This window comes from Natronorubrum tibetense GA33, assembly GCF_000383975.1.
Classification (GTDB): Archaea; Halobacteriota; Halobacteria; order Halobacteriales; family Natrialbaceae; genus Natronorubrum; species Natronorubrum tibetense.
Genome location: NZ_KB913017.1, coordinates 1,104,868 through 1,131,144, shown reverse-complemented (window position 1 = coordinate 1,131,144; position 26,277 = coordinate 1,104,868). Strand labels below are relative to the sequence as shown.

The following is a 26,277-nucleotide window of genomic DNA, read 5'->3' as shown; positions in this document are numbered from 1 at the left end:
GGATCCGTCCCGAACGCGAACACCCGCTCGACCGTGGCCGATTCCGCCGCAACAGGTTCGTTCAAGTGGCTCTTGTCCCTTCGAACACATAATGGCCGATTCGACGGACGAGGACTCACCCGAGTGCCGAACGTGTGGCGACCCCGTAGCATCGTCTTCCGAGCAACGCGTCGTCACGACGCTCGAGAACGGCGAGACGGTCTACCAGCACTTCTGTAGCGACGACTGCCTCGAGAGTTGGGAGTCGTCGGTCAACCGCAACGAACGGATGTAGAGAGGGTGGGGGAACTTCCCCGTCGAATCTAGTGGCGGTCCAAATCTGAACTGATGGGGCGAATCCTGTGGTGTGGTCCGATTCGCCCCATCAGTCGACGTTTGGAACGGTACTAGTCGAAGAGACCGGTTACTGGTTGTTCGCGACGACGCTCCCGATCCCGTCGACCGGGCGGTCCGGCGTGAATTCGTCGATTTCGTCGGGCAGGCCGAGCTGGTACTCCTCGCCGTTCTCCCGGACCGACGTCCGGCCGCGGTGGACCGAGACGTCGCCGTTCAGGTGGAGTTTCACGGCCTCGAGCAGGGCGTCCGCCTCGAGGGGCTGGCCCCGGTGTTTCATGTCGTCTAGCTCGGCGTCGTCGGGGACGTCGAACGCGCGCTGGGTGATGACCGGTCCCTGATCGAGATCGGTGGTCACGTAGTGAGCAGTGACACCGGCCACGCGGACGCCCTCCTCGATTGCCTGCCGGTACGCCTCCGCGCCGGGGAACGCGGGCAGTAGCGACGGGTGGACGTTGATAATACGGTCCTCGTAGCGAAAGACCACGTTGGGGCTGAGGATGCGCATGTACCGCGCGAGGACGATCAGATCGACGTCGTACTCGGCGAGGAGTTCGAGGAGTTCGTCCTCGTTCTGCTGTCCGCCCTCGTCGCCGATGTCGTGGAAGGGGACGTCGTAGTGTTCGGCCAGCGGCTGGAGGTCGTCGTGGTTCCCGATGACGACCCCGATGTCCGCGCCGAGTTCGTCGTTGGCCCACGCCTCGAACATCGCCTCGAGGCAGTGGCTCTCCTTCGTGACCAGGACGGCGATCTGCTGGCTATCGCGGTCGGCTGGGAACCGGACCTGAACGTCGAGACCGAGGTCGTCGCCGAGTTCGGAGAGGTCCTCGCGGAGCGTCTCCTCTGTACAGACCATCTCGGAGGTGTCGACGGCGAGATACATGCGGAAGACGCCGTCGCGGACGGCCTGATCAAGATCCTCGATATTGATTCCGCGCTCGAACAGGAGGCTCGTCACCCGGGCGATGAGCCCGGTGTCGTCGTCCCCGATCACGGTGATTTCGGTGATATCGGTCGTCATCGCAGCCACCTCCGCTCGGGCGAATAGGGAGTCATCAGTACGAGTTTGAGTCTACCTGTAGTCAAAAGTCCTGCTTTCCGTAGATCTTCCTGAGAACGGGACGGTACTATTCCGAATTGAATATTTGGCCATAATTAGCAACATCTCCACCAAAGTTATTAATGAGGGTGGGGCTGTTGCTAGCACCGAATGACGCTCCCACGAACCATCGATGTCGCGATCGTCGGTGCTGGCCCCGCCGGAATCGGGGCTGCAGTGGGGTTCGAACGCCTCGACCTCGAGTACGCCGTCTTCGAGCACGACCGTATCGGTTCCTCGTTCCGACAGTGGCCCGACGAGATGCGACTCCTGACGCCGTCGTTTCCGGCCAACGCCTTCGGCGTGCGCGATCTGAACGCGATCACGCTCGATACGTCGCCCGCGCTCGCGCTGGACCGCGAGCACCCGACCGGCGATCAGTACGCCGACTACCTCGAGGCGGTCGCGGAGTTTCACGAGCTCCCGATCGAGACCGGCGTCGACGTCAAGGCCGTCGTTCCCGACGACGGGTCCGCGGACGAGCAACGCGGAGACGAACCCGACGGAACTGGCGGCTCGAACCGGGGCGGGTTTACACTCGAGACCAGCCAGGGATCCGTTACCGCTCGGTACGTCGTCTGGGCAGCGGGGCAGTACCAGTACCCCTCGAGCGGATCGATTCCGGGCGCGTCCCACGCGGTTCACGTGTCGACGATCGATTCGTGGTCGGCCCACGCTGAGCGACACTCGATCGATTCCGACGCTGCAACCCCCGGTTCCGACACCGAGGTGGAGTCGGAGGAACCGTCATCGTCGTCACCGGTCGCGGCCGACGGCGCCGGTGTCGCGACCCCCGCCGCGGACGACGTCGTGATCATCGGCGGCGCGGAGAGCGGCATCGATGCCGCACTCGGCCTGGCCGATGCCGGGCTCTCGGTCACCGTACTGGACGACGACGGCCCGTAGCAGTACCGCAGCCCCGATCCCAGCGAGGTGCTATCGCCCCGAACGACGGAACGACTCGAGTCGGCGCTCGAGGCCGGCCGACCGATCGACCTCGTCACCGACGCGCGCGTCGAGCGAATCAAACAAGCCTCGCCGGCGGAGTCCGATATCGATCTCGATAGCGACGGGTACGCCGTCGTTACCGAGGACGGCGATCGGGTTCGCTCGAGCACGCCACCGATCCTCGCGACGGGATTCGTGGGGGGTCTCTCGCTCGTCGACGACCGGTTTGCGTTCGACGACAGCGGATGTCCCGACCTCACCGACCGCGGCGAGTCGACCGAGACACCGGGACTGTTCCTCGTCGGCCCGCAGGTTGCTCACAACGGCCAGCAGTTCTGCTTCATCTACAAGTTCCGCCAGCGGTTCGCCGTCGTCGCCGAAACCGTCGGTGATCGACTCGGCGTCGACACCGAACCGCTCGAGGCCTATCGCGAGAAACAGATGGTCCTTGAGGACCTCGAATGCTGCGAGCCGGAGTACTGCGACTGTTGAGAAGGGGGGAGAGAACCGAAACGGTCGACACGATCCACGATAGGGGCTTCGGCGTCCGCGGAAATCGGTGACGGAGTGGTACCGCAGTCGGTCGTCAGCGGGTCGCTCGTTGGTGTTTCACTCGATCGTCAGTGCGTTTCGTGAACGTGCTCGCGGAGTTCGTCGGTCTCGTCGAACGAGTCGTCACAGACGGCGCAGGTGTTGTGGTGAAGCGCGACGTGCTGGGTGACGCCGGCAGCGGACTGGAACGAGTCGTCACAGGTCGAACAGGTGTAGGACATGGCCAGTATCGACTTACGACGCACAGGTACAAAAAGCACAAGCGCTACAGTGCCGGCAACGGTCGAACGTGCGACGACATCGATCGACAGTCCGTCGGCTCCTGGCACCCGGACGACCTTCGAACGGCCGCTATCGGACCTCGTCTCGAGAGACGAACGCCGAGCCGTTCGCCCTGATCCACGTCTCCTCGATCGAACCGGCGGTTACCGCCGAATAGATGGTACAGACGTCCGGCCGGTGGTCGTTGCGTTCGACGTAGGCCCGATAGCACGGCGAGACGTCGCCGTCGTCCGACTGCGGACCGAGCGGCGTCGTGTCGGTATCTGTACTCGAGTCGGTGTCGGAGTCCGTGTTCCCGTCAGTCATGGTGGGTTCGTCTCAGTCCACAATGCCCAGTTCCTCCGTCGTGTCGTGATCGTGTTCGTGCTCGTCGTCGGTTTCCGCCCCTCGGCTGCGTCGTCCGTGTCTGCCCTCTCGGCCGCGTCGTCTTGCCGGCGCTGAGGATCCCGGACAGTACCGTAACAGGAATCGAGTTGTCGGGCATTCGGTTAACAGTGGTACTCCCAATCTATTATTAGTTATTATCTTAGACGGTAGTATTATTAAATTGGCGTGGCGATACCCGGTCGAGAATGCACCGAGAGTCACGCGCCGCCGTCGGAAACGGGGGAACAGCGCTGAATGACTGATACGGACCGCGAACGGGTCGTGCTGATCGGCAAGGAGAGTGTCGGGAAGTCGGCGCTCGCGGCGGGGCTTACGGGCGCTGCCCCGGCCGACGAGAACGTCGGCGGGTCGACGGTCTCGAGCGAGGTCTACCGAACGGACGACCTCGAGATCGTCGACACTCCCGGGATCACGCTCGAGGCGGATACCGAGACGACGCGGAAGGCGTTGGACAGCCTCGATCGGGCTGAAACGGTCGTGCTCGTCGTTCCGGCGACCGATCTCGACCGGGACCTCGACGATCTTCTGCCGCTCGTGGAGGGACGGGGGGTGCGGTGGTCGTCACCCACTGGGATCGAGTCGAGGCGGTCGACGAGGCCAGAGGGGTGATCGCGGACCTCGAGTCCGACCTCGCGGTCCCCGTGATGCCCGTCGACGCGCGAGCCCTCGATCGCGTCGCGGCGGACGGCGGCGTCCGAACCGAGACCGACGGCGCGGCGGTCGACTACTCGGCGCTGGCGGCCGACGGCCGCGACGTGCTGGCCGCGATTCGGCACTCGAGTACCTCTTCTGCCGGCGGCAAACTGCCCGGCGAAACCGGCGTTCAAACGGGCTGGCAGATCGAGCCACCTGCACGGATCTTCGAGCGGCCGGTTCTCGGCCCGGTCGTGAGCGCGCTCGTGCTCCTGGCTCCCGCCGCCGTCGCCGTCTGGTTCGCAAACACCGTCGCGGGCGAACTCGACCCGATCGTGGGGAGCGCACTCGAGCCCGCGATCGACTGGACGGAAACGCTACCAGGGCCGCTCGCGGCCGTGCTGGGCGGGGGCTACGGCCTGCTCTCGATGGGGCCGTTCCTGTTCGTCTGGGCCCTGCCGACGATGCTCATCTTCGCGCTCTTTATCCGAGCGTACTCAGCCAGCGGGCTCACGATGCGGGTGACGACCGCGCTCCACCCGGTCATGCGACGGGTCGGTCTCACCGGTCGGGACCTCGTCCGCGTCGTCATGGGATTCGGCTGCAACGTGCCCGTGATCACGGTCGCACGGGAGGTCTCGACCCGGTTCGTCGCGACGATGCTCGCTCGACAGGCCGTCGCCGCGATCGGGTTCGCACTCGTCATCGCGTGGGGCGGGCGGCTGCTGTTCTGATCCTGGTCACGACCCCGACGAGCGCTCGAGTTCGCGGTCGACCTCGGTTTCGGTTTCCTGCGCGGGCGGCGGCGCGGTACCCTCGTCGAGATAGCGTTCGACGTCCGCGACGGTCTCCGTCTCGAGGAGCACCGCGAGTCGACGCTCGAACTCCGCGTCGGATAGCTCCCCGTCGGCGTAGCGAACGCGCAGTCGCTCGAGGGCGTCTTCGGCGTCGTGATCGGGTATCGGTTCGTCCTCGGCTGCCGGCTCAGTCTCGCCGTCGAGCGCCTCGGCGAGTTCCCTGAGCAGGTCGCCGCCGAACAGCAGGCCGAAGATGGCGAGAATAATCGCGACCGAGGAGTTGATCACCGTGAGCGCGACGAACGTCGCCAGTACGGCGACGGTGACGACAGCTACCGACGGCGTCACTCCCCGAACGAGTGGTCGGCTTCCGGTCATACGATCGTGTTCGTGAACGAACATAAAAAGCCCCCGTCCGGATGAGAGATGCCGAATCCAGCCTCCGGTGTCGATGTTGCAGTAGTTCGCACGAGTAACAACAGACGTCCCCCTGGTAGCAGCTATTATTAATCCGAAGAAGTAAAGTAATAACTCGGCATACCGTGTCTCGATGCTCGAGTGCGTCATCGTCGGCGGCGGGATCCACGGCACGTACTGCTGTCAGCGACTGCTCGAGGAGACCGACCTCGAACACGACAACCTCCTGATCGTCGATCCACACGACCGACTGCTCGAGTCATTCCGGCAGAAGGCCCGCGCGTGCGAGATGGACGAACTGCGCTCGACGTTCGTCCACCACGTCGGCACCGAGCCGTTCGGCCTCGAGAGCTTCGCCGAGGGACGGGACCGGACGGATGAGCTCCGGCCGACGCCGGGCTATCCGCGTCGGCCGACGCTGTCGCTGTTTCTCGACTATGCGGAGTACGTGATCGACCGTGCTAATCTCGAGAACCTGCACAGACGGGCCACCGTCGAATCGATTCGACGGTCGGCGGACGGGACGGACTCGCTCGTCCTCGAGACGTCTGAGTCTCGCATTCAGACCCAAACCTGTGTGCTGGCGATCGGTCACGGGGGACGGTACCGGACGCCGCCGTGGGCCGCCGGCATCGACTCGATCACCCACGTCTGGGACGGCTTCGACCCCGAGACGCCTGCCGACGATACCGTCGTCGTCGGTGGCGGGGTCACGGCTGCCCAGCTCGCGACCTGTCTCGCCGAACGCGACCGCGAACCCGTCACGCTCTGTGCGAGACGCGACCTCGAGGCGGCGACCACCGAGGCCGACCCGCGCTGGATCAACTGGAATCACATCGATCGCCATCTCCACCGACACCCGCCCGGCTCGCGCGAGCGGTACGAAACCGTCCGCGAGGCGCGCAACGACGCGACGGTCCCGCCGACGCTGCTCGAGCGCCTCGAGACGACCGTCGACGACGGCTCGCTGTCGATCCGCTACGGCGACGTTCGCTCCGCCCGCGAGGTCGACGATCGGGTTCGACTCCTGCTCGAGGACGGCGGCTGCCTCTCAGCGGCGCGAGTCGTGCTGGCGACCGGTTTTGCCCCCGTTTTCGGTCATCCGTTCGTCGACCGCGTCGCGACGGAACTCGGCCTCGAGCGCGGCTATCGGGGAATGCCGGTCCTCGACGACGAGACGCTGGCGTGGTCCAGGACGGACGGACGCGGATCGTCGGTGTTTGTCACTGGCGCATTAGCGACAGGTTCCGTCGGCCCTCTCGCGGGGAATATCGCTGGAGCGCGGCGAGGGGCGGATCGTCTGACGACGGGGATCGCAGCGCGTGAGCGCCCGCCACTTTCGGCCGATTGATACGGATTATTGTACCGATTTACCGGCGCAACCGCGACCCGAGTGGCGGTTGCGCCGGAAATGACTTGCAGTAAACCGTATGAGCCCCGACCCGTTCGATCGGGACGCTCTTGAGCTGTCGGCGGTGACTCGAGTCCGAATGCGAGATCACGCCCTCAACTGAAGACGGTATCCGTATCGTTTTGTATGGCTGTGGAGTATTGGGGCTCATGAGCAAGATAAGGCCGCCGGAACTGGACGACAGACTGTCGAACGGGGTGGAACCGTACGTCCTCGATATCCGTCCGCGTGAGAGCTACCAGCGCGGCAACATCGACGGCAGTCAGAACGTCCCGGTCTACGACGATCTTCGACGCGGCGACGAGACCGTACTCCGACAGTCGCTCGCCGATATTCCCGACGGAAAGACGGTCGTCACGGTCTGCAAAGCGGGAATCGTCGCGAAAAAAGCGACTGCGATACTCGAGGAGGAGGGGTACGACGCCGCTACCCTTGCCGGCGGCATGCGGGGCTGGAACGGCTACCGGAACGGTTCGATCGGCTACCGCCTGTCGTCGACACTCGCTCGACTGCTCCGATGAGTGTTCAGGCGGCCGCTGCTCGTTCGAGTACTGTTCGCTAGCGGCCCGTCCGTTCACTGTCGAGCGCCGTCTGAGCCGTCTCTGTCGAAAAAGCGGCAAGAGCGTACGGTTCGTGGACGACTATTGTCCGAACCCGGAACCGTATCGTATGTCAACTGCCACCAACCCACTACAGGCTCGACTCCTCGAGTCCGACATCTACTACGGGTGGTTCGTCGTCGTCGGCTGTTTCGCCCTGTCGCTGATGACGGCCGGGACGATGTTCTCCTTTAGCGTCTTCCTCGGGCCGGTTCTCGAGGAGTTCGACCAGAGCTACGCGAACACCTCGCTGGTGTTCAGCATCCAATCGCTCGTGACGTTCAGCGGAGCCGCAGTGCTCGGCTTTGCGGTCGATCGCTACGGACTGCAGCGGTTGCTGGTCCTCGCCGCGGCGCTGATCTGTGTCGGATTGCTCGGCGCGAGTCGGTCGCCGTCGTTCTACTGGGTGCTCGCCTCTTACAGCGTCGTCGCCGCAGCGGGGATGGGGATCACGTTCGTCGTCGCGTACACGACGCCGCCGCGGTGGTTCGAGCGGCGTCGAAGCCTGGCGACCGGCGTCGCCGTGTCGGGGTGGGGCGTCGGTATCCTCGCCATGCCGCCGTTCGTAGAGGTCCTCATCGGGGCACTCGGCTGGCAGGGTACCTACCTCGCCCTCGCGGCCATGTTCTTCGTCGCGCTCGTCATCGCCGTCGTCCTGCTCGCGGACCGACCGCGAGCGGTCGGTGCAGATACGACCGGCGAGTTCGCGACTCCACCCGCGGCCGACGGCGGCGAACTGCGCTCGATGCGTGCACAGATCGATACGGCGTTGTCGACGGTGAAAACGCCGCTGTTCGGCGTCGTATTCGCCGCCATGCTGTTGATGTTCGTTCCGGCGAACGCCGTCCTGGTCTACCTCGTCGACTTCGCCGACGCCGCCGGCGTGACCCGCCGGATCGGCGTCATCGCGCTCAGCATCGTCGGCGGCATGAACGTCGTCGCCAAGTTCACCGCCGGCTGGGCCGCCGACGCCATCGGAACGGATCGAATGATGGCCGTCTGCGTCGTCCTGATGTGCGTTCCATTGCTGTTGCTCGTCGCCGTTCCGACGCCGGCGTCCGTACTCGTGCTCTCTGCAATCTTCGGCTTCGGCTACGGCGGAACCGCCGCGCTCATGTCGCCGCTCCTCGCGAACCTCTTCGGGACGGGGGACCTCAGCACGCTCTTCGGCGTGACGGCCATCGGGTTCGCCGTCGCCGGTACCCTCGTGCCATACGGCGTCGGTCTGGGAATCGACCAGTTCGGCGGCTACGCGGTTCCGTTCGTCGGTACCGCCGTTATCGGACTGCTCTCCGCCGCGCTCTTTCTCGCGGTTAGAGTCGCTCGACCGGACGTCTGACGGTTGTTCGGCCGTCGAATCGCGACGCCGTCGGCCTGTTCCGTCGAAATATTCACGAACGTGTATCACAGCGCAAACCCGAAAGCGTTTTTGAGCACGGTTACGGGGTTTCAGGTGATGACCGCCTACACCGCGACGGTGACCGTTCGACTCAAACACGGCGTGCTCGACCCCGAGGCCGAAACCACGAAACAGGCCCTCGAGCGCCTGGGCTTCGATCTCGAGGGGCTGCGCTCGGCTGACCGCTTTGAGGTCGACCTCGAGGCCGAGTCGGCCGACGCCGCGAGCGAGCGCGCGAGCGAGATGGCCGAACGCCTGCTGGCGAACCCGACCATCCACGACTACGACGTGGAGGTCGACGAGCGGTAGATGACCGTCTCACTTTCGCTGATCGAAACCGTCGGTCGCAACACCCGGGGGTGGCGACTGTGACCACGGTCGCTCACGCTCCCGTTGGTCGCCTCCCGCTCCCTGATCACACGAACCACACGGGGTGGTTCGCGTGACAGTTTCGATCATCAGATTCGGCGGCTCGAACTGCGACCGGGATGCCGAGCGCGCCCTCGCACACCTCGACATCGACGCCGAAATCGTCTGGCACGAGGATGGACTCCCCGAGAATACGACGGGGATCGTCCTCCCGGGCGGATTCTCCTACGGCGACTACCTGCGCGCCGGCGCGATGGCAGCGCGGTCGCCGATCATGGCCGAGGTCCGCGAGGCGGCGGCCGACGGCACGCCCGTCCTCGGCGTCTGCAACGGCGCGCAGGTCGGCTGCGAGTCGGGACTCACCGAGGGGGCGTTCACGACGAACGAGAGCGCCCGCTTCCAGTGTGAACACGTCTACCTCCGCGTCGAGCGCGACGATACGCCCTGGACGGCGGCGTACGAGGAGGGCGACGTCATCGAGGTTCCCATCGCCCACGGCGAGGGCCGCTACGAAATCGACGACGATCGACTGGCTGAACTCGAGGACGAGGGTCGCGTTCTCTTCCGGTACTGCGATGCGGACGGCGAGACCGGCCCGGACGCGAATCCGAACGGCTCGAAACACAACGTCGCGGGCGTCCTCGGCGAGCGCGAGCACGTCGCGGTGTTGATGCCCCATCCCGAACGGGCGACGCTGCCCGATGTCGGCGGCACCGACGGCCAGGGCGTCCTCCGCGGTTTCGAAACGGCCGTCACCGGTGCAGAATAGTCTGTTGCGGCGATCACTCCGCCGAAATCGGCGAGTCGCTTCGGGCAGATCGTCGACGACTCACTCTCCGAGTCGACTCAAACAGTAATAAGGTGGCGGCTCCTTGACGGACACGAACCCTGCCGGAGGGGATGTGTGTATGGAATCTGAACCGCGTCTCATCTACGCCGACTCCGACGCGACCGACGAGATCGTTCGGGGGCTTCGTAAGGCCGCAGAGAGCGTCGTCGTCGAAACCGCGGCCGGCTGCTTTGTACACCTTTCGAGTGCCGATTGCGTCGTTCTGACGTCGAACGTACCCGATACCGACCTCGTCGACTGCTGCGTGCGAGTTAGAGAGCGCGATCCCGACATCCCCATCGTCGTCTTTCCCGCGGACGGGAGCGAAGCGCTCGCCGGCGAACTGATCGCCGCCGGTGCGGACGGCTACGTCCCGCAATCGGCTGGGATCGATCTCCTCACCGCGCGAATCGACGATCTACTCGAGCGATCGAGTACCACGACTGGAACGGACACTGCATCCCCTATCCGTCCCGAATCCGACAACCGCGCTCGTTCCGACGGTTGCGTCACACTCGAGACGGACACCGACGCTGCGACACCGGCGATCACCCCCGATGCGCCGGCGACGAACGTCCCGGAAACGGACCCCGAGGATCGACTCGCGGTGCTCGTCGACCAATCGCCGTTCGCGATCATCGAGTGGTCCCTCGAGTTCGAGGTTGCATCCTGGAACCCCGCTGCAACGGAGCTGTTCGGCTACACGGCGACGGAAGCGCACCGCGAACACGGGATTGACTTGCTTGTCCCCGAGTCGGAACGAGAGTCGGTGACCGGCCACTGGAACCGGTTGCTCGCCGGAGACCGCCCCACCAAGGGCGGCTGGCAGACCTCACGGAACGTCCGCAAGGACGGCTCGAAACTCACCTGTGAGTGGTACAACACGCCGATTTTCGACGATGGAGACGTCGTCGGGGTCCGCTCGTTCACCCAGGACGTCACCGCCGAGCGCAAACGCGCGAACGCCCTCGAGGCGCTTCAGGAGACGACAAACGAGCTGATGCGCGCCGAGTCGGCCGACGAAATCGCGTCGGTCGTGATGGACGCAACTGAACACATCCTCGACCGATCGCTCGCCGCGCTCCGCTTCTACGACGACGATAGCGGGACGCTCGAACTCGTCGCGGGAACGTCAGAGCTCGAGGAAAACACCGGCAATATCGCCAGAATCGGCCCCGGGAACGACATCCTCTGGCAGACCTACAGCGACGGCGAACCGATCATCGTCGACGACGCCTCGCGGGAGCGGGTCCCCTACGATATCGATATCGAGTTCGGTAACTCCGTCGTTCACCCGCTCGGCGAACACGGGCTTCTGTCCGTCGCATCGCCAGGTGACGACGAACTCGAACTCGCAGAGATCCATCTCGTTCACGTACTCGCCGCGACGGCCGAAGCGGCGCTCGATCGAGCGGCGCGCGACCGGGAACTCGAGCAGACGAAGACGATCGTCGAAACGATCGGCGACAGCGTCTACGCGCTCGACCGGGACGGCACGTTCATTACGGTCAACGAACGGCTGACGGAGATAACGGGATACGACCAGGACGAACTCGTCGGCGAACACGCCTCGAGGGTTCTCACCGACGAGAGCGTCGAACGCGGTCGCAAACGGGTTCGTGCGCTCGTCTCGGCCGATGAGGACCGAGTCGCGACCTACGAGATCACGCTCGTGACGCGCGACGGCGAACGCGTTCCGTGTGAGGTCAACATGACGCTGTTGCGGGGCGACGGCGCGCTCGAGGGCTCGGCCGGGGTCGTCCGCGACGTCAGCGATCGTAAACGCATGGAGCGGGAACTCGTCGACCACAAGGCGAAGATCGAGCGGCTGCACGAAGTCGCCTCACAGCTCGACGACTGCGAGAGCACGGTGGAGATCGCCGAACTCACCGTCGAGGCGGCCGCGGACGTCCTCGAGTTCGACGTCTGCGTCGTCGACCGCGCCGAGGGCGAGTACCTCATTAAGGAAGCCGTCTCCTCGTCGCTCGACGGCGACTTTCACCGCCGCATCGGAGTGGACAAGGGGGTCGCCGGTATGACGTACCGAACCGGCGAAACCTACCGATTCGACGACGTTCGGACGGTGCCCGCCGCCGAACCCGGTTCCGCGGAGTTTCGATCGGTCCTCTCCGTGCCGATCGACGGCTGGGGCGTCTTCCAGACGGTCTCGACCGAGGCCGGCGCGTTCACGCGCGAGGACGAGGATTTGGCGGAACTGTTGCTCTCTCACGTGACCGACGCGCTCGATCGACTCGAATTCGAAGAACAGCTTCGGACCGAGCGCGACCGATTCGCGGCACTGTTCGAGAACGTTCCCGACGCCGTCATCAGCGCGCGACAATCCGACGGCGATGCGATCGCCGAAGCGGTCAATCCGGCGTTCGAGCACGTCTTCGGCTACGAGGAGTCGGCGCTCGTCGACGAACCGCTCCACCAATTCATCGTCCCCTCGGACGGAAAACCGGAGGCCGAAGCGATCACGCAACGCAGCAGTCGGGGCGAAATCGTCGAGGCGGAGGTCAAACGTCGAACCGTCGACGGCCTGCGCGATTTCATGCTCCGAGCCGTTCCCGTCGAGATGAACGAGTCCTCGAGCCGCACGTTCGGCGTTTACACCGACATCACCGATCGGAAACAGCGCCAGAAACGCGTCGAAATCCTGAATCGCGTGCTGCGACACGACATGCGCAACGGGATGAACATCATCGACGGCTGTGCCGAGATGCTCGCCGAGGCCGTCGACGGCGACGACATCGAGTACGCGGCGGCGATCCAGGAGCGAGCGGGCGAACTCATCGGACTCGCCGAAAAGACCCGGGCCGTCGAACGCGTCCTCGAACGCGAATCGACGACCGCGGGACCGATAAACGTCGCCGACGCCGTCGCCGAGGCGACCGCGCGACTCGAGAGCGCCTATCCGGACGTCGAACTCACCAGTTCGATCCCCGACCGAACGTTCGCGCGGACCAACGAGTCGCTCCGGACAGCGTTGTTCCAGATCCTCGAGAACGCCGTCGAACACAACGAGACGTCGGACCCGACGATCGACATCTCGGTCTGCGACCGGACGGACAACGGAATGCTGGCGATTTCCATCGCCGACGACGGGCCCGGGATGCCCGACGAAGAGCGCGAACTGCTCCAGGGCGATCGGGAGATCACGCAGCTCCGCCACACGAGCGGTCTCGGACTCTGGCTGGTCACCCTCGTCGTCACCCAGTCGGGCGGCCAACTCACCTTCGAGTCGAACGAGCCGCGGGGAACGGTCGTTACGATCGAGATACCACAGGCCGACCCCGAACTCGTCCAGTCGCCGGGTGATAGTACGGCGACCGGCGACTGACGAGTCGAGAACGAAGCGAGACGTGTCGGATCGTGTTCTGGGTCGGTCGGATCGTTCGTGGCGCGTCAGTACTAGCGAGTCAGCGGCTGATTGAAACTCCGTTCGCGTTCCATAACGGTCTCCCAGGTCAGTTCACACTCGCAGGAAACCTGCTCGAAGACGCTGGGGTCCTGTCGGAGGTCGAAATCTTTGATCGCCTTCTGAACCAGATCGTCACACTCCGTGCAGTTGTGCGGCCCGCGGTCGGAGCCGTGGCCGACGGGGTCAGAGACGACGATGGCGTCGACTTCGGCCGTCTCCTCGAGGACGTGGGCGACCGACCAGAGCCACGGCGGGCGATAGCCGTCGTTGAAGTAGAGTTCGTCCACCATCGTGTATCGCTGGACGTTACACGGGTTCATCGAGACGGTGTGGCAACCGGCGACATCGGCACAGCGCTCGATGGAGGAGATCATGTCCGCGACGGCCTCCGATTCCGTGAGGAACGGCGGCTTCATCAGGAGGTAGGCCTTGATCCCCGCGTCCGCTTCGCTTCCTGCCTCTTCGTCTGCAATTGCGGCTTCCGCGCAGGCGCCCTCGAAGTCAGCGAAGTCGAAGTACTTGTTCACGCAGTCGTGGCGGACCCGGTCGGTCGCCGTCTCGAGACCGATCGCGATGTCGGTATCGATGCCGTGGCCCGCGAAGTCGGCGATCTTCTCGCGGTCGACGAAGTCGGGGAGGGACTCTAAGACGATGCGCTCCCGATCCGCGAAGGTCTCGCCGATCGCTTTCCGGGTCTCGGCGCCGACTTCGCGCTCGTCTAAGAACGAGCCGGAGGTGTAGATTTTGATGAGCTCTGCCGGCTCGTCGGCGTTTTCGGACTCGTGTGCGAGACAGACGTCGATCTGGTCCATCAGCGCCTCGTGGGAGACGCTGCCGCCGTCGACGCTCTCGGCGACGTAGCCACACATCGTACAGCCGCCGGCGCGAGCCCAGCGACAGCCGCCGGTGTTGAGAATGATCGTCAGACTCGTCTTGACGCCGCCGGGGGTGTTGTCCTCGTCGAGCCAGACGCGGGTGGGTTCGTGGGGGTCGTAGCTCGCCTCCTTGCGCGAGCGAATCTCCCGCATCACCTGGTTGTGGGCGTCCATGCCCTTGCCCTGCTCGTAGACGTCGGGCGTGGGTTTACTCATTATCAGGGGCAAACAGCCCAGCGCCTAAAGCGCCTTCGTCTGGGGGCGTGGTTCCCGAGGTTCCGAGGGAGTGACTCGAGACCGTTGCTCCCGGCTTCGAACCGAACTCGGAGCCGCAAAATCGCACGACCGTTAGGCAGGCGATATCGTAATCTCTCCATCACGTCGAACGAGAACGTCGTAGCCGCAGTAGGAGAACCGAACCGTCGCTGGCGACCGCGAGTCACTGGCGGTCGAGGAGTCCACGACCGAATCCAGCGCTTCGGGGTCGATGGCGTCGTACAGGGGTGGAAGTGTTATCGGATCCGTCTCCTCGAGCGTGGCGACCCGCTCGATGATGGATAGGCTGGCCGTGCTGTCCGTCGACTCCGGGGCGAGTGAAAACATCTTTTCTGTCATGCTACTTCGTAGGTCGTTGCCGCCCTCGTATCTACTGTCGTACTCTTCTTCTTATTATATGGGGGTAGATAAGATTCGCCTGGAACCCACCGAGACGTGGGTCAGTCGTCGAACGTGTGGCGGAGCACTTTGGCCATGATCCGCCGCAGGTGCGTCGACAGCGTCGACGGCGAGATTTCGAGTTCGTCGGCGACTGTCGCCGCGTCGGCACCGTCGGGTTCGAAGTAGCCCATTCGAGCCGCGGTGCGAGCAACCTCTCGTTGGCGATCGGTGAGGGCCGCCTCGAGACCGTCGCCGGTCGCGGGGCCCGTTTGAGAGCCGGTGCTGTACAGTTTCTCGAGGTGGAACTGGATGCCTTCCTCGCAACAGTACTGCCAGTAGTCGCCGAGGCGCTCCCTGTTCGGGGCCAGTAGCCGGAACTCCCACCCGCGATCGGTGTTCCGAATCGAGAGCACCTGCAGTCCGAGGTCGGCTATCTCGGGAGTCGTGAACTTGGCGTTCGAACTCACGTAGATCTGGTAGATACGATAGTCCGTAAACTCCATCGCCACCTCCCACTCTGCCACCGTGTGATCGGTCTCGAGCAGGGACTCGAACGCCGAGAAGTCGGTATCGGATACCGAGTAGAAGATAATCGGGCCGGGTCGCTCCGGGTACGATAGCGGCTGCGACTCGACCGCGATCGTTGCCTCGGAGACATCCCGAACGGTCGGGGTCAGCGGGAGATCGTCGTGTGAAACGACCAACTCGGCAATGAAACGCTGTCCCATCGGGGTCTGGTGGCGGTCGTCTTCCTGATCGGACTCGTTACAGACGCATCTCCCGCGTCTTGATTGCATCGCAGGTGGGACAGACGAACTGGTAGGTGACGCGGCTTCCAGTGGTCGTGACACGCCAGCTTCCGTCGCTGTCGTGGTACCCACACGCCGGACACTCTGGGCTCGATTCGTCGAATTTCGCTCGGAGTTGTTCGAACGGTGATCTGTACGCAGACATGTGTCACTCTATGTCATGACATGATATAACATTCGGGGGTACCTGTCCGTCGAGTAAACCGTTCGTCCCATCACCGAGGTTCTTAGGCCTTCCCGCTCGAAGGACGTGTATGGAGAATGCCGACGCGGAGTACGGTGGCGGGGGACGGGCCACACCGGCGGCCGTAGCGCTCGAGACGCTCGTCGATCCCGTCGTTGCCGTGACGAATGGGACGATCACGTACGCCAACGGCGCGGCGCGAGACGCGTTCGGACTGGACGCCGACGCACACGAAACCGGCGCGGGCGAGTGGGAGGCGACGGCCGTATTCGCGTCGTGGGCTCGACTCGAGGACGAGATCCACGAGACGACGGCCGGTACGGTTCGTCGCGTGACACTCGAAATCGGCGGCGACAGCGGTGACGAGACCGCCGCCGATCGGTACGATGCCAGGATCCACCGGTCGACCGAGCGCGCGACGATCACGTTCGAGTCGGCAACCGGGGACGTCGACGAGCCCGCGTCGCCAGCCGAGAGCGACTACGCGGTCAAAGATCGGGCGATCAACGAAGCGCCGGTCGGGATTACCATCTCGGATCCGGACCTCGAGGACAACCCGCTCGTCTACGTCAACGACGCCTACGAGGAGATGACCGGCTACGACTACGACGATGTCATCGGTCGCAACTGTCGATTCCTGCAGGGCGAGGACTCGAGCGAGGCGGCTGTCGCCGAGATGGCGGCTGCGATCGACGAGGACTACCCGGTGACGGTCGAGATCAAGAACTATCGCAAGGACGGCACCGAGTTCTGGAACGAGGTCACGATCGCTCCCGTCCGCGACGAGGCGGGAACGGTCACCCACTACATCGGCTTCCAGAACGACATCACGGCTCGAAAGGAGGCCGAACTCGCGCTCGAGACCCGGACCGAGGAGCTCGAGTACCTCCTCGAGCGCATTGAGGGGTTGATTCAGGACGTGACGGACGTCGTCGCCGGTGCAACCGATCGCTCCGGGCTCGAGACCGACGTCTGCGAGCGGATCGCCGCGGAGACGGGCTACGACGGCGCGTGGATCGGCGAGCGAAACCCTGCGACGGGGACGATTGACGTCCGGACGAGCGCCGGCGAGTGTGGCGACACGTCGGACGTCACGACCGCCAGCGACCACCCCGCAGCCACCGCGCTCGCCGAGACCGAGGCGGCTACCGGAACGCTCGGGGGGACGACCCACGCGTCGTTCCCGCTGTCGTACAACGGCATCGAGTACGGCGTCCTCACCGTTCGAACCGATCGCGGCCGAGCGATCGATGATCGCGAAACGGTGATCCTCTCCGCACTGGCCCGCGCGGTCGCAAGCGGTGTCAACGCCCGTGAGACCAGCCGCGTCCTCGAGACCGACGCGGTCGTCGCCGTCGAACTCACGCTCACCGATCGGTCGCTCGCCCCCGTCGCCGTCTCCGCGGCGGCGGACTGTCGACTCGAGTACCGTCGCTCGGTGCACCGCACCGACAACGAGACGATGTCGCTGTTCACTGTCACCGGCCCCGACGCGACCGCGGAGGCCCTCGAGACGGCCGCGGCGGACGCCGGCCTCGATTGTCGAATCGTCGTCGAGCGCGAGTCAGAGTGTCTGATCGAACTCGCGGGCGGGGATGACCTCGTCGGCTGGCTCTCCGAGCGCGGCGTCCGTACCGAGGCGATCGAGAGCGAGGACGGTCGGGCGCGTCTCACGCTCGAGATCCCCCGCTCGGCGAACGTCCGTTCGATCGTCGAAGCCCTCGAGGATCGGTACGAAGGGACGGACATCGTCTCGTTCCAGCAGCGCGACCGTGACCCCGAGACGCGCCAGGAGTTCGCGGCGCGACTCGAGCGTGATCTCACCGATCGGCAGTTCGCCGCGTTACAGCGCGCGTATCTCAGCGGCTACTTCGAGTGGCCTCGGCCGACGACCGGCGAGGAACTCGCCCAGACGATGGGCGTCTCGCGTCCGACGTTCCACGAACACCTGCGGACGGCCGAAGCGAAACTCTGCCGGGCGCTCTTCGACGAGGGTAAACTCTCGGGTTGACACCGCAGGCTGAATGCCATGCTTACCCGGCTATAGTTGGGACTTAGGGTTCTGGACGGTCGCCGAGGTTTATCTATCAGGTCGTGATAGCTCCGACTATGCTCGATATCGCAACGTCGGTACCACTGCAGATGGGCGGCGGCGGCTTCCTGTACTGGGCGCTAATCTTCTTCGTGCTAGCGATCGTCGCCGCGGCGGTCGGCGCTCGCGGCGTCGCCGGGATCTCGATGGAGATTGCGCGGATTTTCGTGCTGATCTTCATCATTCTCGCGATCGTCGCGCTCCTCCTGTAGCGGCCGCCGTCTCGAGTTCCAGTTTCGTCTCGTTTCGACATCGACTCGAGACCATCATCAGTTACGATCTGGCAGTATTTGCTAGCCAGCAGTCAGACACTCATTCAACACGTGTTGACTGACTCTCGTACCTAACCGTACTCGAACTGAATACCGAACGTAATGTATTCTGGTTACGGTTGGGTGAGAACGACTAACATCATAGGCGACGAAGTGAACGGTGAGGAGTTATCATGACTGAACTCGGCGGATTTCAAGATAGGGTCGCCCGTGTGGATCTTTCGGACGGGGAGGTCGCGTACGAATCGATCGATGAGGAGGACGCAAAGAAATATATCGGCGCACGGGGGCTCGGCGTAAAGTACGTCTTCGAACAGGGAGTGGACGTCGATCCGCTCGGTCCCGACAACCTGCTTGCCTTTATGAACGGGCCGCTGTCGGGCACCCAGGTGACGATGAGCGGCCGGATCGCGGTCTGTACGAAGTCGCCGCTGACTGGTACCGTCACCGACAGCCACCACGGCGGCTGGTCCGGCGCACGGCTCAAGTGGGCCGGTTTCGACGGCCTCCTCTTCGAAGGCGAAGCCGACGAACCGGTGTACGCCGTCGTCGAGGACGGCGAGATCGAACTGCGAGACGCCTCCCACCTCTGGGGTGAGGGGTTCCACGAGACTCGCGATACGCTCGAGGAGGAAGTAGATGGATCCTACGGGAAGAACCTCAGCGTTATGGGGATCGGTCCCGGCGGCGAGAACGGCGTCAAGTACGCCTGCATCATGAACGAGGACGACCGGGCCTCCGGTCGCGGCGGTACGGGCTGTGTGATGGGGTCGAAGAACCTCAAGGCCATCGTCGTCAAGTCCACCACCCGGATGCCCCAGCCCGCGGATCCGGAGACGTTCAAGGAGGGTCACCAGCAGGCCATGCAGGCCATCACGGAGTCCGATGTCACCGCGCCCAACGAGGGCGGGCTCTCGATGTACGGGACGAACGTCCTGATGAACATCGGCGAGGAGATGGACGGATTGCCGACGAAAAACGGACAGTACACCTCGACCGAAGCCATGCGCGACGCGGAAGGTGTCGACATCGACGCCGAGCGCGTCTCCGGCGAGAACGTCCGCGAGAACATTCTGGTCGACGAACCGACCTGTCATTCCTGTCCGGTCGCCTGCAAGAAGGAAGTCGAAGTGACCGCGATGCACAAGGGCGAGGAGATGAACGTCCGCACGGAGTCCTACGAGTACGAGTCGGCCTACGCGCTCGGCCCGAACTCGGGCCACACCGACCGCGACGCCGTCGCGCTCATGCTCGAACGCTGTAACGACATGGGCGTCGACACCATCGACACCGGGAACATGATGGCGATGGCCATGGAGATGACCGACGAGGGCAAACTCGAGGGCGTGGGCGAACTCGAGTGGGGCGACACCGAAACGATGATCGACATGATCGAGGCGATCGCCCACCGCGAGAACGATTTCGCGGATCTGCTGGCCGAAGGGCCGCGTCGCGTCGCCGAGGCGAAAGACGCCCACGAGAACTCGCTGGCCGTCAAGGGTCAGACCATCGCGGCCTACGACCCGCGCTGTATGAAGGGGATGGGCATCGGCTACGCCACCTCGAACCGTGGGGCCTGCCACTTGCGGGGCTATACCCCCGCCGCCGAAATCCTGGGCATCCCGGAGAAGGTCGACCCCTACGAGTACGAGGGGAAGGGCGAACTCACCGCCGCCTTCCAGGACCTCCACGCCATCAGCGACTCGTTCGACATCTGCAAGTTCAACGCCTTCGCGGAGGGCATCGAGGAGTACGTCCTCCAGTACAACGGGATGACCGGACTGGACGTCGGCGAGGAGGACCTGCTCGAGGCCGGCGAGCGGATCTACAACCTCGAACGGTACTACAACAACCTCGTCGGCTTTGACGGCGACGACGACTCGCTGCCCGCGCGATTCCTCGAGGACGGCATCCGCGGACAGGGCGCCAGCGAGGGCGAGTACTGCGAACTCGAGGAGATGAAAGAAGAGTACTACGACCACCGCGGCTGGGTCGACGGCGTCGTGCCGGACGAGAAACTCGAGGAACTCGAGATCGATCTCGGCCCCGGAACGGGCGTCTCCGCGGGCGACTCGGCGGCACCGGCGGACGACTGACGCTTACGACTCGACCGGCCTCGTCGGCTACGCGGACGGATCCTCGGACGGTCTGCGGTCGTCCGATTCGGTTTCTTTTGCGGCCGGAACTCGCAGCGCGAGGAGAATCATCACAGCCGCGATTGCAGCCAGCGCGAAGAAGGCGTAATCGAAGAGCCCGCGGTCGGCGGCGGCACCGAAGACGACCGGGCTCAACGCTCCGACACCGAACGCGATCGTTCGCAGGAGCCCGAACCCGGTGCCGCGGATCTCCTCGGGGAGTTCGAGGATCAGATACGCCTCCGTGACCACGCCAAACCCGAGCAGAAAGCTTACGAGCACGGTGATCGCGGCGATCGGCACCAGCCCCTCGACGAACGGGAGGACGGCGAGCGCGCTTCCGGAAACGCCAAGCAGAACGAGCAGCGACCGTCGCAGTCCGATCCGATCGTAGGCTCCGCCCGCGATCGGCTTGATCACGACGCCGAGCGCGAAGAACGTCCCGAACAGGATCGACGCGACCGTCGAGGACAGCCCCTTCACTTCGATCACGTACGTCGGATAAAAGCCCGTAAACGCCTGCCAGATACAGAGCCCGAGCGTGAAGATCGCCGTCCCGTACATGATCGACGGATTTCGGAGCTCCGAGGCGACCAGCCGTGCCGTCTCGAGCGAGAGCGCACCGTCGGCATCGGTTCCGGTCCCGGAATCGTCGGCCGCGCCGCTATCGACGCTCGAGCCCTCGCCGTCGCTTTCGGGGACGACCCACCAGAGCAGGATGGCGACGCCCACGAAAAGCGGGATCGCGAAGCCGAAGCCGTACTGCCAGGCGAGGACGCCCGCGAGCAATCCCGCAAGCGGTGGGAGCACCGACTGGCCGGCGTCCTGTGCGGCCGCCGTCACGCCGTTTGCGGAGCCGATGGTGTCGGGGTAGAGCCTCGCAAGGGTCGTGTATCGCGCGACGGCGTACAGCGCCGCGCCGAAGCCGAACAGGATCGTCGCGAGGAACAGCAGGGCCGGCGTCCCGGCCGTGACGACCAGCAGTATCGTCGCCGCACAGAGGGCGACGCTCCCCGCGAGAATGTGGCGCTCCGCGAACCGGTCGGCGAGCACGCCGCCGGGAAGCTGTCCGAACGCGTACGCGAGGAAGAGGACGGTCAACAGCAGTCCCGCGGTCGTGTAGTCGAGGTCGTAGGCCGCCTGCAAGTGGGGAAGCAACACGGGATAGATCATCCTGACCCCCATGGAGAGCCCCCAGCCGCAAGCGACCGCGACCAGCACCGTTCCGCGGCCGTCGCCTCGAAGCGCGTTTACCTGTCGTTTAATAGATAAGAGTGGCTGCAAACGTACCAGTAGTCACCGGACGAGAGTTGTGACAGGAGCGTGATGAACGTTGCTTCTCCGCAGTCGGCAATTCGCGGGGATCGGTCGAACGTCTCGAGCGTCAGTGGTCGCGGAACGCGAGTCCGACGTTCGACCTCTGTCGCTTCCTCTCAATTAGCGATCTAATATTCACTCATCGATTCAGCCCGCCCCACTCCTCGAGTCGATCCGTCACGGCGTCGGTGAGGTCCGTGAGGTACGGCAGCCCCCACACCGCGACGATGATCGCACCGAGCGTGTTGAAGACGATGTCGGTCATCGTGTCGTCGAGGCCGTGCTGGGCCAGGGGCATCTGGATGCCGGCGTAGTCGGCGACAATATCCTGTGCGAACTCGCCAATCTCCCAGAAGACGCCGAAGGAAAGCACGAAGAGCACGACGAAACCCGGAACGAGCACCGGCGGGAGGTGGATCTCCTCGCGCAGTTCGTCGAGCGATCGGATCACGACGTAGCCCACCGCGCCGACGAGCGTGGCCGAGAGCGGGTGGGTGACGTTGTGCCACCAGAACGAGCGCTCGTAGATGTAGAACGAGCCCGCGGCGTGGAGGGTGACCACGAGCGTGATCCAGAGCACGAGCCCCGAATCGAACGGCAACCCGTACCGCCGACGCAGCAGCGTCGGGATGAACGTGATCGCGAGCATCGGTGCGACGTTCGTGACGGTCCCGGTGTCGAAGGTGAGCAACGCGTACGCGACCATCGCTGCTAGTCCCGCCCGGAGGGTCTGGACGAGCCACCACTGGACCGTCGCCGAAACCGGCAGTCGCTCCTCGAGCGAGGGATAGTCGTCGATACCCGACCGGATCGCGAACCGCTCCTCGTCGATCCCGTCGACCGGCGCCGAGACGAGTTCCTCGCCGGGGAACCCTCGGTAGTAGAGATCGAAGCAGACGCCAGCGAACAGTCCTGCCGCAGTGGCGGCGATCAGCAACCACATCACCTCCGCGTTGCTCGCGATGATGCTGGTTCCTGCGACGAGATCCTGCGCCCAGGTGAGCGTCGCCCACGTCGCCGCGATGGCGGCCGCAAGCATCGTGACGAACGCGACGGCGAGCCACCGCTCGAACTGCACCTCGGTGAGGCCGTGAACCTCGAGCGTGAGCGCCAGCGCGAGCGCGGCTGCGCCGGCGTACAGGACGATCTGTCGGGTCCAGAGATCCGGTGCGATAGTCGCTGCGAGCAGCGGTACGACCGCCGCGACCGTCACCTCCCAGGGGAGTGCAGCGCGTTTCGAGCCGAGCACAGCGGCCGGGACGAGAGCGATCGCGACGACGGTCGCGGCGAACAGCGTTTCGTGGACGAGTCCCTCGAGGAGCGCCCAGCCGCCGACGGCGAGCACGATGGCGACGGCGACCCACGAGAGGAGGGCGTTCGTTCGCTGCCCGTGAAATGCGCGTGTCGGCACGAGAGATCGTTCGTCACGTACGGCGGACGCTCGCTAAAACACGGGGCTTGCAGTGCCCGTCGCGCAGCGCTTGCGCCCCCACGCGTTCGAGTGGACGGGCGCGTAGCCCCCGCCTGACCAGTCGTATGCTGCCGCCGAACGTATCCGATCGTCGCCCCTACTCGAGTTTCCATGATGGCCACGACTCACGCCTTCGCGGGGCTCGTTCTCGCCGCCCTCCTCGCCCCCCTCGCGCCGCAGTTCGCGGTCGTCGTCGCGGTCGCGGCGATTCTCGGCGGAATTTTCCCGGATCTCGACCTCGTCGGGGCCCACCGGCGGACGCTTCACTTTCCCGTCTACTACTGGCTCGTCGCCACGCCCGCGAGCGTCGTCGCCGTCGCCGTCCCGACGGCGGCCACCGTCGGCCTCGCCGTCTTCCTCCTCGCCGCCGCGCTCCACTCGCTCTCGGATTATTTGGGCGGCGGTCTCGAGCCGAAATCCTGGCAGGCCACCTCCGAGCGCGCGGTCTACAGCCACTATCACGACCGATGGCTCGAGCCGCGACGGTGGGTTCGCTACGACGGCGCACCGGAGGACCTCGCGCTCGCGGCCGTGCTGGCCCTCCCCGCGCTGGTCGTCTTCGAAGGCACGATTCGGACGACCGTGGTCGCACTGCTCGCCGTCTCGATCGGCTATGCGCTGATCAGAAAACCGCTCGCGAGCGCGGGCGAATGGCTCCTCGAGCGCGCTCCCGATCACGTCGTCTCGGCCGTCCCGGATCGTTTTCTCGCGATGATCGACGAGGAACACGACGGGCGTATCGACTGACGCGATGCCGTCGCTACGGCTGTCGGCCGTCGGGATCGAGGCTGAACGATGTCGTCGAAACGAACGAAAACGAAGCAGGAGTGTAGTGCTCGAGCGGATCGGACTGCCTGAACCGGATCGGCCGTCCGCTACGACCGTCTCGAGCAGTGGGTCGCGGATGCGTCGGAGCGATCAGTCGTCGGCGACGGCGTAGGGCGCGCTGGCGTCGGTGTCGGCGTCGGATTTCGTCATCTCGACCGCGATGTCGCCGCCGTCGACCGAGACGAGAACGTCGTCGAAGGACTTGCGGTACTCCGTCGCGTGCTTGCCGGAGGTGTTGATGCGGACCCGCTCCTCGACGAGGTCGGCTTCGGTCAGCTTCTCCACCTTTCGGTAGGCCGTCGACATCGGAATCTCACACTGATCGGAGAGTTCAGTTGCGGTCAACGACTCCTCGCTCGTCGCCTCGAGGATGGCTCGGCAGGCGTCGTCGTCCAGTGCGCCGAGCACCGCACCGGCGTCGGCTACGTCGTCGGTTGTTGGCCATCCTCGCTTCGTGGTGGGGTTCGTAGCGGACATGGTCTTCACTTCGTCGTAACGGTCGGTCCACCTCCAATTGAGCCCCACTAAATACAGGGTGCTTTATATGGGGTCGGCGAAATTTGGCGCTCGAGTCCGTCTCGAGGCTGTTCTGTCACGGATCGAATGGACGGTTCCTGTCGTACGGCTGCGGACGCAGGGTTTAGGAGGCCGCCGGCCGCATCTGTACTCGATGTCTTCGGGGATTCGCGCGGAGGTCAAGATCGACGATCCGGCCGGCTGTGTCGTCACACAGACCGCTGGGGCGGCAAGCGGGAATGTCCAATCCGTCTCGAAGAGTACGAGCCCGGACGCGCCGGAACGCGTCTCCGAGGAGTTCATGCTCGAGGCCGAGGAGTACCCCGACTCGTTCGACACCGACGTCGAACTGACATCGATCTTCTCCTACGGCACGAGCGAGGTGTACCGATTCACTCGCGATCTCGGTCGCGGCTGTCCCTGCGAGTGGATCGAACGCCACGACTCGCCCGTGGTCGACGTCCGAACGCGGGGGTCGGCGCTGTTTCTCACCTTCCACGCGCCGGATATGGAGGGATTACAGGCGATCATCGGCGACCTCAAGGCGCAGTTCTCGAACCTCGATGTCCAGCGACTGCTCCAGTCCCAGCAGGACCACGCCGAGACGAACCTCGTCTTCGTCGACCGGAGCACGCTGACCGCGCGACAGTTGGAGGTCCTCGAGACGGCCCACCGGATGGGGTACTTCGAACATCCCAAGCGGGCCAACGCCGGCGAGGTCGCCGAGGAACTCGAGATCACGAGCACGACGTTTACCGAACACCTCGCGGCCGCACAGACGAAACTCCTCGACGCGATCCTCGAGTACGATGACTGAACACTGACCCACCCACTGGGGTTCTCATCGGTGAAGAATTCTTCGGGACCTACTGATGTTCGGTGGTGGACCGCAACCCTATATATAATGGACGCACAGCTATGAACGTAGACAACCGACATTTCAGACGACTACGGACCCCTACATGAGCAGATACGAATTTACCTGTCCCGACTGCGGCCAAGCGATCGAGGTCAACGAGGAGATGCGCGAGGCCACGTTAGAACACGGCTGTCCGGTTTGTGGGAGCGATGTCACGGCAGCGGATTTTGCCGCCGAACAGCAGACGAACTGACCGGTCGATTCTTGATGGCTACGGATTCTCCTCGCTACTCCTTGCGGTCGACATCGGTTCGGCGTCCGCTGAGCGACTCCGGCTCGAGTCGGTAGAGTTCGATATCGAGATCCTTCTTCCCCTGTGCCCAGATCTCGAACAGCGGGCGCTTTGCGTCACCGTACTGGGCGATCTGTCCGGGTGTCAGCTCCGCCGGCGAGATGTTCTCTAAGCTCCCCGTGGCGATGACGCTCCGGTAGGTCGAGCCCACCTCGTCGTAGACGACGAGTCGTGCCCCCGGCGAGGACTCGAGAAACTGCCGTTTCTCGCTCTCCGGCGTCGACACCAGCCGCATGTAGAACTCCCGATTATCGCCGTCGTACCCGTACGAAATCGGGATCGCGTAGGGATCGTCGGTGCGCGCAAGCGAGAGCACCCCCGTCTCGTGCTGACCGAGGAAGTCGTCGATCTCCGCGTCGCTCATTTCGGTCTCCTGATCGATAGCCATCGTCTCAGTGTCTCGAGCAAGGGGAAACACGCTCTTTATAGTT

At 64.5% G+C, this 26,277-nt stretch carries 27 protein-coding genes and 1 pseudogene; 16 read left to right on the top strand and 12 right to left on the bottom strand.

Annotated features, from left to right (window positions below; all coding sequences use genetic code 11):
* The first annotated feature begins 91 nt into the window (after positions 1–91).
* On the top strand, positions 92–274 hold the full coding sequence (locus tag NATTI_RS0105980; protein ID WP_006088961.1) for a DUF7576 family protein: 183 nt from the start codon (positions 92–94) through the stop codon (positions 272–274).
* A gap of 129 nt (positions 275–403) precedes the next feature.
* Here the strand turns inward: NATTI_RS0105980 and NATTI_RS0105975 are convergent, their stop codons facing one another.
* On the bottom strand, positions 404–1,354 hold the full coding sequence (locus NATTI_RS0105975) for a formyltetrahydrofolate deformylase (RefSeq protein WP_006088962.1): 951 nt from the start codon (positions 1,352–1,354) through the stop codon (positions 404–406).
* 189 nt (positions 1,355–1,543) lie between these two features.
* Here NATTI_RS0105975 and NATTI_RS27470 point away from each other — a divergent pair.
* A pseudogene (locus tag NATTI_RS27470) lies at positions 1,544–2,872 on the top strand (NAD(P)/FAD-dependent oxidoreductase).
* A gap of 128 nt (positions 2,873–3,000) precedes the next feature.
* Here NATTI_RS27470 and NATTI_RS26425 read toward each other — a convergent pair.
* Positions 3,001–3,153: a C2H2-type zinc finger protein gene (locus tag NATTI_RS26425; RefSeq protein ID WP_006088965.1), complete on the bottom strand. Its 153-nt coding sequence runs from the start codon at positions 3,151–3,153 to the stop codon at positions 3,001–3,003.
* Positions 3,154–3,283: 130 nt separating this feature from the next.
* Positions 3,284–3,520: a DUF7511 domain-containing protein gene (locus tag NATTI_RS0105955; RefSeq protein WP_006088966.1), complete on the bottom strand. Its 237-nt coding sequence runs from the start codon at positions 3,518–3,520 to the stop codon at positions 3,284–3,286.
* Positions 3,521–3,835: 315 nt separating this feature from the next.
* Between NATTI_RS0105955 and NATTI_RS26910 the strand changes: the two genes are divergently transcribed.
* Together NATTI_RS26910 and NATTI_RS26905 are read left to right on the top strand one after the other, a co-directional pair.
* Positions 3,836–4,210, top strand: coding sequence for a GTPase domain-containing protein (locus NATTI_RS26910; RefSeq protein ID WP_241434276.1), 375 nt, complete (start codon positions 3,836–3,838; stop codon positions 4,208–4,210).
* A complete protein-coding gene (locus NATTI_RS26905; RefSeq protein WP_241434277.1) occupies positions 4,156–4,968 on the top strand; it encodes a nucleoside recognition domain-containing protein in 813 nt (270 codons plus the stop codon). Before NATTI_RS26910 ends, NATTI_RS26905 begins: the two co-directional genes overlap by 55 nt.
* A gap of 6 nt (positions 4,969–4,974) precedes the next feature.
* Here the strand turns inward: NATTI_RS26905 and NATTI_RS0105945 are convergent, their stop codons facing one another.
* On the bottom strand, positions 4,975–5,409 hold the full coding sequence (locus NATTI_RS0105945) for an SHOCT domain-containing protein (protein WP_027119074.1): 435 nt from the start codon (positions 5,407–5,409) through the stop codon (positions 4,975–4,977).
* Between the two features lie 172 nt (positions 5,410–5,581).
* On the opposite strand from NATTI_RS0105945, the gene NATTI_RS0105940 reads away from it, so the two are divergent.
* The 6 genes from NATTI_RS0105940 to NATTI_RS0105915 all read left to right on the top strand — a co-directional run bounded on the left by NATTI_RS0105940 (position 5,582) and on the right by NATTI_RS0105915 (position 13,398).
* Positions 5,582–6,799 (top strand): FAD/NAD(P)-binding protein, encoded by a 1,218-nt coding sequence (locus NATTI_RS0105940; protein WP_006088968.1) that lies wholly within the window; start codon positions 5,582–5,584, stop codon positions 6,797–6,799.
* Positions 6,800–7,008: 209 nt separating this feature from the next.
* Entirely contained in the window at positions 7,009–7,380 is a 372-nt protein-coding gene (locus NATTI_RS0105935) for a rhodanese-like domain-containing protein (protein WP_027119073.1), read from the top strand.
* A gap of 148 nt (positions 7,381–7,528) precedes the next feature.
* Positions 7,529–8,797 (top strand): MFS transporter, encoded by a 1,269-nt coding sequence (locus tag NATTI_RS0105930; RefSeq protein ID WP_006088970.1) that lies wholly within the window; start codon positions 7,529–7,531, stop codon positions 8,795–8,797.
* 117 nt (positions 8,798–8,914) lie between these two features.
* The gene (gene purS, locus NATTI_RS24940) at positions 8,915–9,166 is read left to right on the top strand and encodes a phosphoribosylformylglycinamidine synthase subunit PurS (protein WP_006088971.1); all 252 of its coding nucleotides are present in this window, start codon (positions 8,915–8,917) and stop codon (positions 9,164–9,166) included.
* A gap of 133 nt (positions 9,167–9,299) precedes the next feature.
* Positions 9,300–9,995: a phosphoribosylformylglycinamidine synthase I gene (purQ, locus tag NATTI_RS0105920; protein WP_027119072.1), complete on the top strand. Its 696-nt coding sequence runs from the start codon at positions 9,300–9,302 to the stop codon at positions 9,993–9,995.
* Between the two features lie 139 nt (positions 9,996–10,134).
* Positions 10,135–13,398 (top strand): PAS domain S-box protein, encoded by a 3,264-nt coding sequence (locus NATTI_RS0105915; protein ID WP_006088973.1) that lies wholly within the window; start codon positions 10,135–10,137, stop codon positions 13,396–13,398.
* Positions 13,399–13,469: 71 nt separating this feature from the next.
* On the opposite strand, the gene NATTI_RS0105910 is transcribed toward NATTI_RS0105915, so the two are convergent.
* From NATTI_RS0105910 to NATTI_RS26900, 4 genes are all read right to left on the bottom strand, one after another.
* Complete coding sequence (locus NATTI_RS0105910; protein ID WP_006088974.1) at positions 13,470–14,570, bottom strand: archaeosine biosynthesis radical SAM protein RaSEA; 1,101 nt, start codon at positions 14,568–14,570, stop codon at positions 13,470–13,472.
* A 132-nt stretch (positions 14,571–14,702) separates the two neighbouring features.
* On the bottom strand, positions 14,703–14,969 hold the full coding sequence (locus NATTI_RS0105905) for a HalOD1 output domain-containing protein (protein WP_006088975.1): 267 nt from the start codon (positions 14,967–14,969) through the stop codon (positions 14,703–14,705).
* 101 nt (positions 14,970–15,070) lie between these two features.
* A complete protein-coding gene (locus NATTI_RS0105900) occupies positions 15,071–15,808 on the bottom strand; it encodes a helix-turn-helix domain-containing protein (protein ID WP_241434278.1) in 738 nt (245 codons plus the stop codon).
* Complete coding sequence (locus tag NATTI_RS26900) at positions 15,777–15,965, bottom strand: HVO_0649 family zinc finger protein (RefSeq protein WP_006088977.1); 189 nt, start codon at positions 15,963–15,965, stop codon at positions 15,777–15,779. The genes NATTI_RS0105900 and NATTI_RS26900 overlap by 32 nt, the downstream gene beginning before the upstream one ends.
* Positions 15,966–16,074: 109 nt before the next feature.
* On the opposite strand from NATTI_RS26900, the gene NATTI_RS0105890 reads away from it, so the two are divergent.
* The 3 genes from NATTI_RS0105890 (at position 16,075) to NATTI_RS0105880 (ending at position 20,464) form a co-directional block, all read left to right on the top strand.
* Positions 16,075–18,015, top strand: a complete 1,941-nt coding sequence (locus NATTI_RS0105890; protein ID WP_006088978.1) for a bacterio-opsin activator domain-containing protein — start codon at positions 16,075–16,077, stop codon at positions 18,013–18,015.
* A 98-nt stretch (positions 18,016–18,113) separates the two neighbouring features.
* Complete coding sequence (locus NATTI_RS0105885; RefSeq protein ID WP_006088979.1) at positions 18,114–18,308, top strand: DUF1328 family protein; 195 nt, start codon at positions 18,114–18,116, stop codon at positions 18,306–18,308.
* A gap of 233 nt (positions 18,309–18,541) precedes the next feature.
* Positions 18,542–20,464, top strand: a complete 1,923-nt coding sequence (locus tag NATTI_RS0105880; protein WP_006088980.1) for an aldehyde ferredoxin oxidoreductase family protein — start codon at positions 18,542–18,544, stop codon at positions 20,462–20,464.
* Positions 20,465–20,491: 27 nt separating this feature from the next.
* Here the strand turns inward: NATTI_RS0105880 and NATTI_RS24935 are convergent, their stop codons facing one another.
* A complete protein-coding gene (locus NATTI_RS24935) occupies positions 20,492–21,688 on the bottom strand; it encodes an MFS transporter (RefSeq protein ID WP_019991673.1) in 1,197 nt (398 codons plus the stop codon).
* A gap of 271 nt (positions 21,689–21,959) precedes the next feature.
* On the bottom strand, positions 21,960–23,231 hold the full coding sequence (locus NATTI_RS0105870) for a hypothetical protein (protein ID WP_006088982.1): 1,272 nt from the start codon (positions 23,229–23,231) through the stop codon (positions 21,960–21,962).
* 171 nt (positions 23,232–23,402) lie between these two features.
* On the opposite strand from NATTI_RS0105870, the gene NATTI_RS0105865 reads away from it, so the two are divergent.
* On the top strand, positions 23,403–24,038 hold the full coding sequence (locus NATTI_RS0105865) for a hypothetical protein (RefSeq protein ID WP_006088983.1): 636 nt from the start codon (positions 23,403–23,405) through the stop codon (positions 24,036–24,038).
* A gap of 171 nt (positions 24,039–24,209) precedes the next feature.
* Here the strand turns inward: NATTI_RS0105865 and NATTI_RS0105855 are convergent, their stop codons facing one another.
* A complete protein-coding gene (locus NATTI_RS0105855; protein ID WP_006088984.1) occupies positions 24,210–24,596 on the bottom strand; it encodes an ArsR/SmtB family transcription factor in 387 nt (128 codons plus the stop codon).
* Positions 24,597–24,789: 193 nt separating this feature from the next.
* Here NATTI_RS0105855 and NATTI_RS0105850 point away from each other — a divergent pair, with 193 nt between their 5' ends.
* Positions 24,790–25,452: a helix-turn-helix domain-containing protein gene (locus tag NATTI_RS0105850; protein WP_006088985.1), complete on the top strand. Its 663-nt coding sequence runs from the start codon at positions 24,790–24,792 to the stop codon at positions 25,450–25,452.
* 145 nt (positions 25,453–25,597) lie between these two features.
* Positions 25,598–25,747, top strand: coding sequence for a DUF7560 family zinc ribbon protein (locus NATTI_RS24930; protein WP_006088986.1), 150 nt, complete (start codon positions 25,598–25,600; stop codon positions 25,745–25,747).
* 34 nt (positions 25,748–25,781) lie between these two features.
* Here the strand turns inward: NATTI_RS24930 and NATTI_RS0105840 are convergent, their stop codons facing one another.
* Entirely contained in the window at positions 25,782–26,234 is a 453-nt protein-coding gene (locus NATTI_RS0105840; RefSeq protein WP_006088987.1) for a pyridoxamine 5'-phosphate oxidase family protein, read from the bottom strand.
* Positions 26,235–26,277 lie beyond the last annotated feature (43 nt).

Excerpts from the sequence above, each read along its gene's own strand:
- NATTI_RS0105980 (WP_006088961.1), top strand. The coding sequence starts at position 92 with ATGGCCGATTCGACGGACGAGGACTCACCCGAGTGCCGAACGTGTGGC.
- NATTI_RS0105975 (WP_006088962.1), bottom strand. The coding sequence starts at position 1,354 with ATGACGACCGATATCACCGAAATCACCGTGATCGGGGACGACGACACC.
- NATTI_RS26425 (WP_006088965.1), bottom strand. The coding sequence starts at position 3,153 with ATGTCCTACACCTGTTCGACCTGTGACGACTCGTTCCAGTCCGCTGCC.
- NATTI_RS0105955 (WP_006088966.1), bottom strand. The coding sequence starts at position 3,520 with ATGACTGACGGGAACACGGACTCCGACACCGACTCGAGTACAGATACC.
- NATTI_RS26910 (WP_241434276.1), top strand. The coding sequence starts at position 3,836 with ATGACTGATACGGACCGCGAACGGGTCGTGCTGATCGGCAAGGAGAGT.
- NATTI_RS0105945 (WP_027119074.1), bottom strand. The coding sequence starts at position 5,409 with ATGACCGGAAGCCGACCACTCGTTCGGGGAGTGACGCCGTCGGTAGCT.
- NATTI_RS0105940 (WP_006088968.1), top strand. The coding sequence starts at position 5,582 with ATGCTCGAGTGCGTCATCGTCGGCGGCGGGATCCACGGCACGTACTGC.
- NATTI_RS0105935 (WP_027119073.1), top strand. The coding sequence starts at position 7,009 with ATGAGCAAGATAAGGCCGCCGGAACTGGACGACAGACTGTCGAACGGG.
- NATTI_RS0105930 (WP_006088970.1), top strand. The coding sequence starts at position 7,529 with ATGTCAACTGCCACCAACCCACTACAGGCTCGACTCCTCGAGTCCGAC.
- purS (WP_006088971.1), top strand. The coding sequence starts at position 8,915 with ATGACCGCCTACACCGCGACGGTGACCGTTCGACTCAAACACGGCGTG.
- NATTI_RS0105915 (WP_006088973.1), top strand. The coding sequence starts at position 10,135 with ATGGAATCTGAACCGCGTCTCATCTACGCCGACTCCGACGCGACCGAC.
- NATTI_RS0105910 (WP_006088974.1), bottom strand. The coding sequence starts at position 14,570 with ATGAGTAAACCCACGCCCGACGTCTACGAGCAGGGCAAGGGCATGGAC.
- NATTI_RS0105905 (WP_006088975.1), bottom strand. The coding sequence starts at position 14,969 with ATGACAGAAAAGATGTTTTCACTCGCCCCGGAGTCGACGGACAGCACG.
- NATTI_RS0105900 (WP_241434278.1), bottom strand. The coding sequence starts at position 15,808 with ATGCAATCAAGACGCGGGAGATGCGTCTGTAACGAGTCCGATCAGGAA.
- NATTI_RS26900 (WP_006088977.1), bottom strand. The coding sequence starts at position 15,965 with ATGTCTGCGTACAGATCACCGTTCGAACAACTCCGAGCGAAATTCGAC.
- NATTI_RS0105890 (WP_006088978.1), top strand. The coding sequence starts at position 16,075 with ATGGAGAATGCCGACGCGGAGTACGGTGGCGGGGGACGGGCCACACCG.
- NATTI_RS0105885 (WP_006088979.1), top strand. The coding sequence starts at position 18,114 with ATGCTCGATATCGCAACGTCGGTACCACTGCAGATGGGCGGCGGCGGC.
- NATTI_RS0105880 (WP_006088980.1), top strand. The coding sequence starts at position 18,542 with ATGACTGAACTCGGCGGATTTCAAGATAGGGTCGCCCGTGTGGATCTT.
- NATTI_RS24935 (WP_019991673.1), bottom strand. The coding sequence starts at position 21,688 with ATGGGGGTCAGGATGATCTATCCCGTGTTGCTTCCCCACTTGCAGGCG.
- NATTI_RS0105865 (WP_006088983.1), top strand. The coding sequence starts at position 23,403 with ATGATGGCCACGACTCACGCCTTCGCGGGGCTCGTTCTCGCCGCCCTC.
- NATTI_RS0105855 (WP_006088984.1), bottom strand. The coding sequence starts at position 24,596 with ATGTCCGCTACGAACCCCACCACGAAGCGAGGATGGCCAACAACCGAC.
- NATTI_RS0105850 (WP_006088985.1), top strand. The coding sequence starts at position 24,790 with ATGTCTTCGGGGATTCGCGCGGAGGTCAAGATCGACGATCCGGCCGGC.
- NATTI_RS24930 (WP_006088986.1), top strand. The coding sequence starts at position 25,598 with ATGAGCAGATACGAATTTACCTGTCCCGACTGCGGCCAAGCGATCGAG.
- NATTI_RS0105840 (WP_006088987.1), bottom strand. The coding sequence starts at position 26,234 with ATGGCTATCGATCAGGAGACCGAAATGAGCGACGCGGAGATCGACGAC.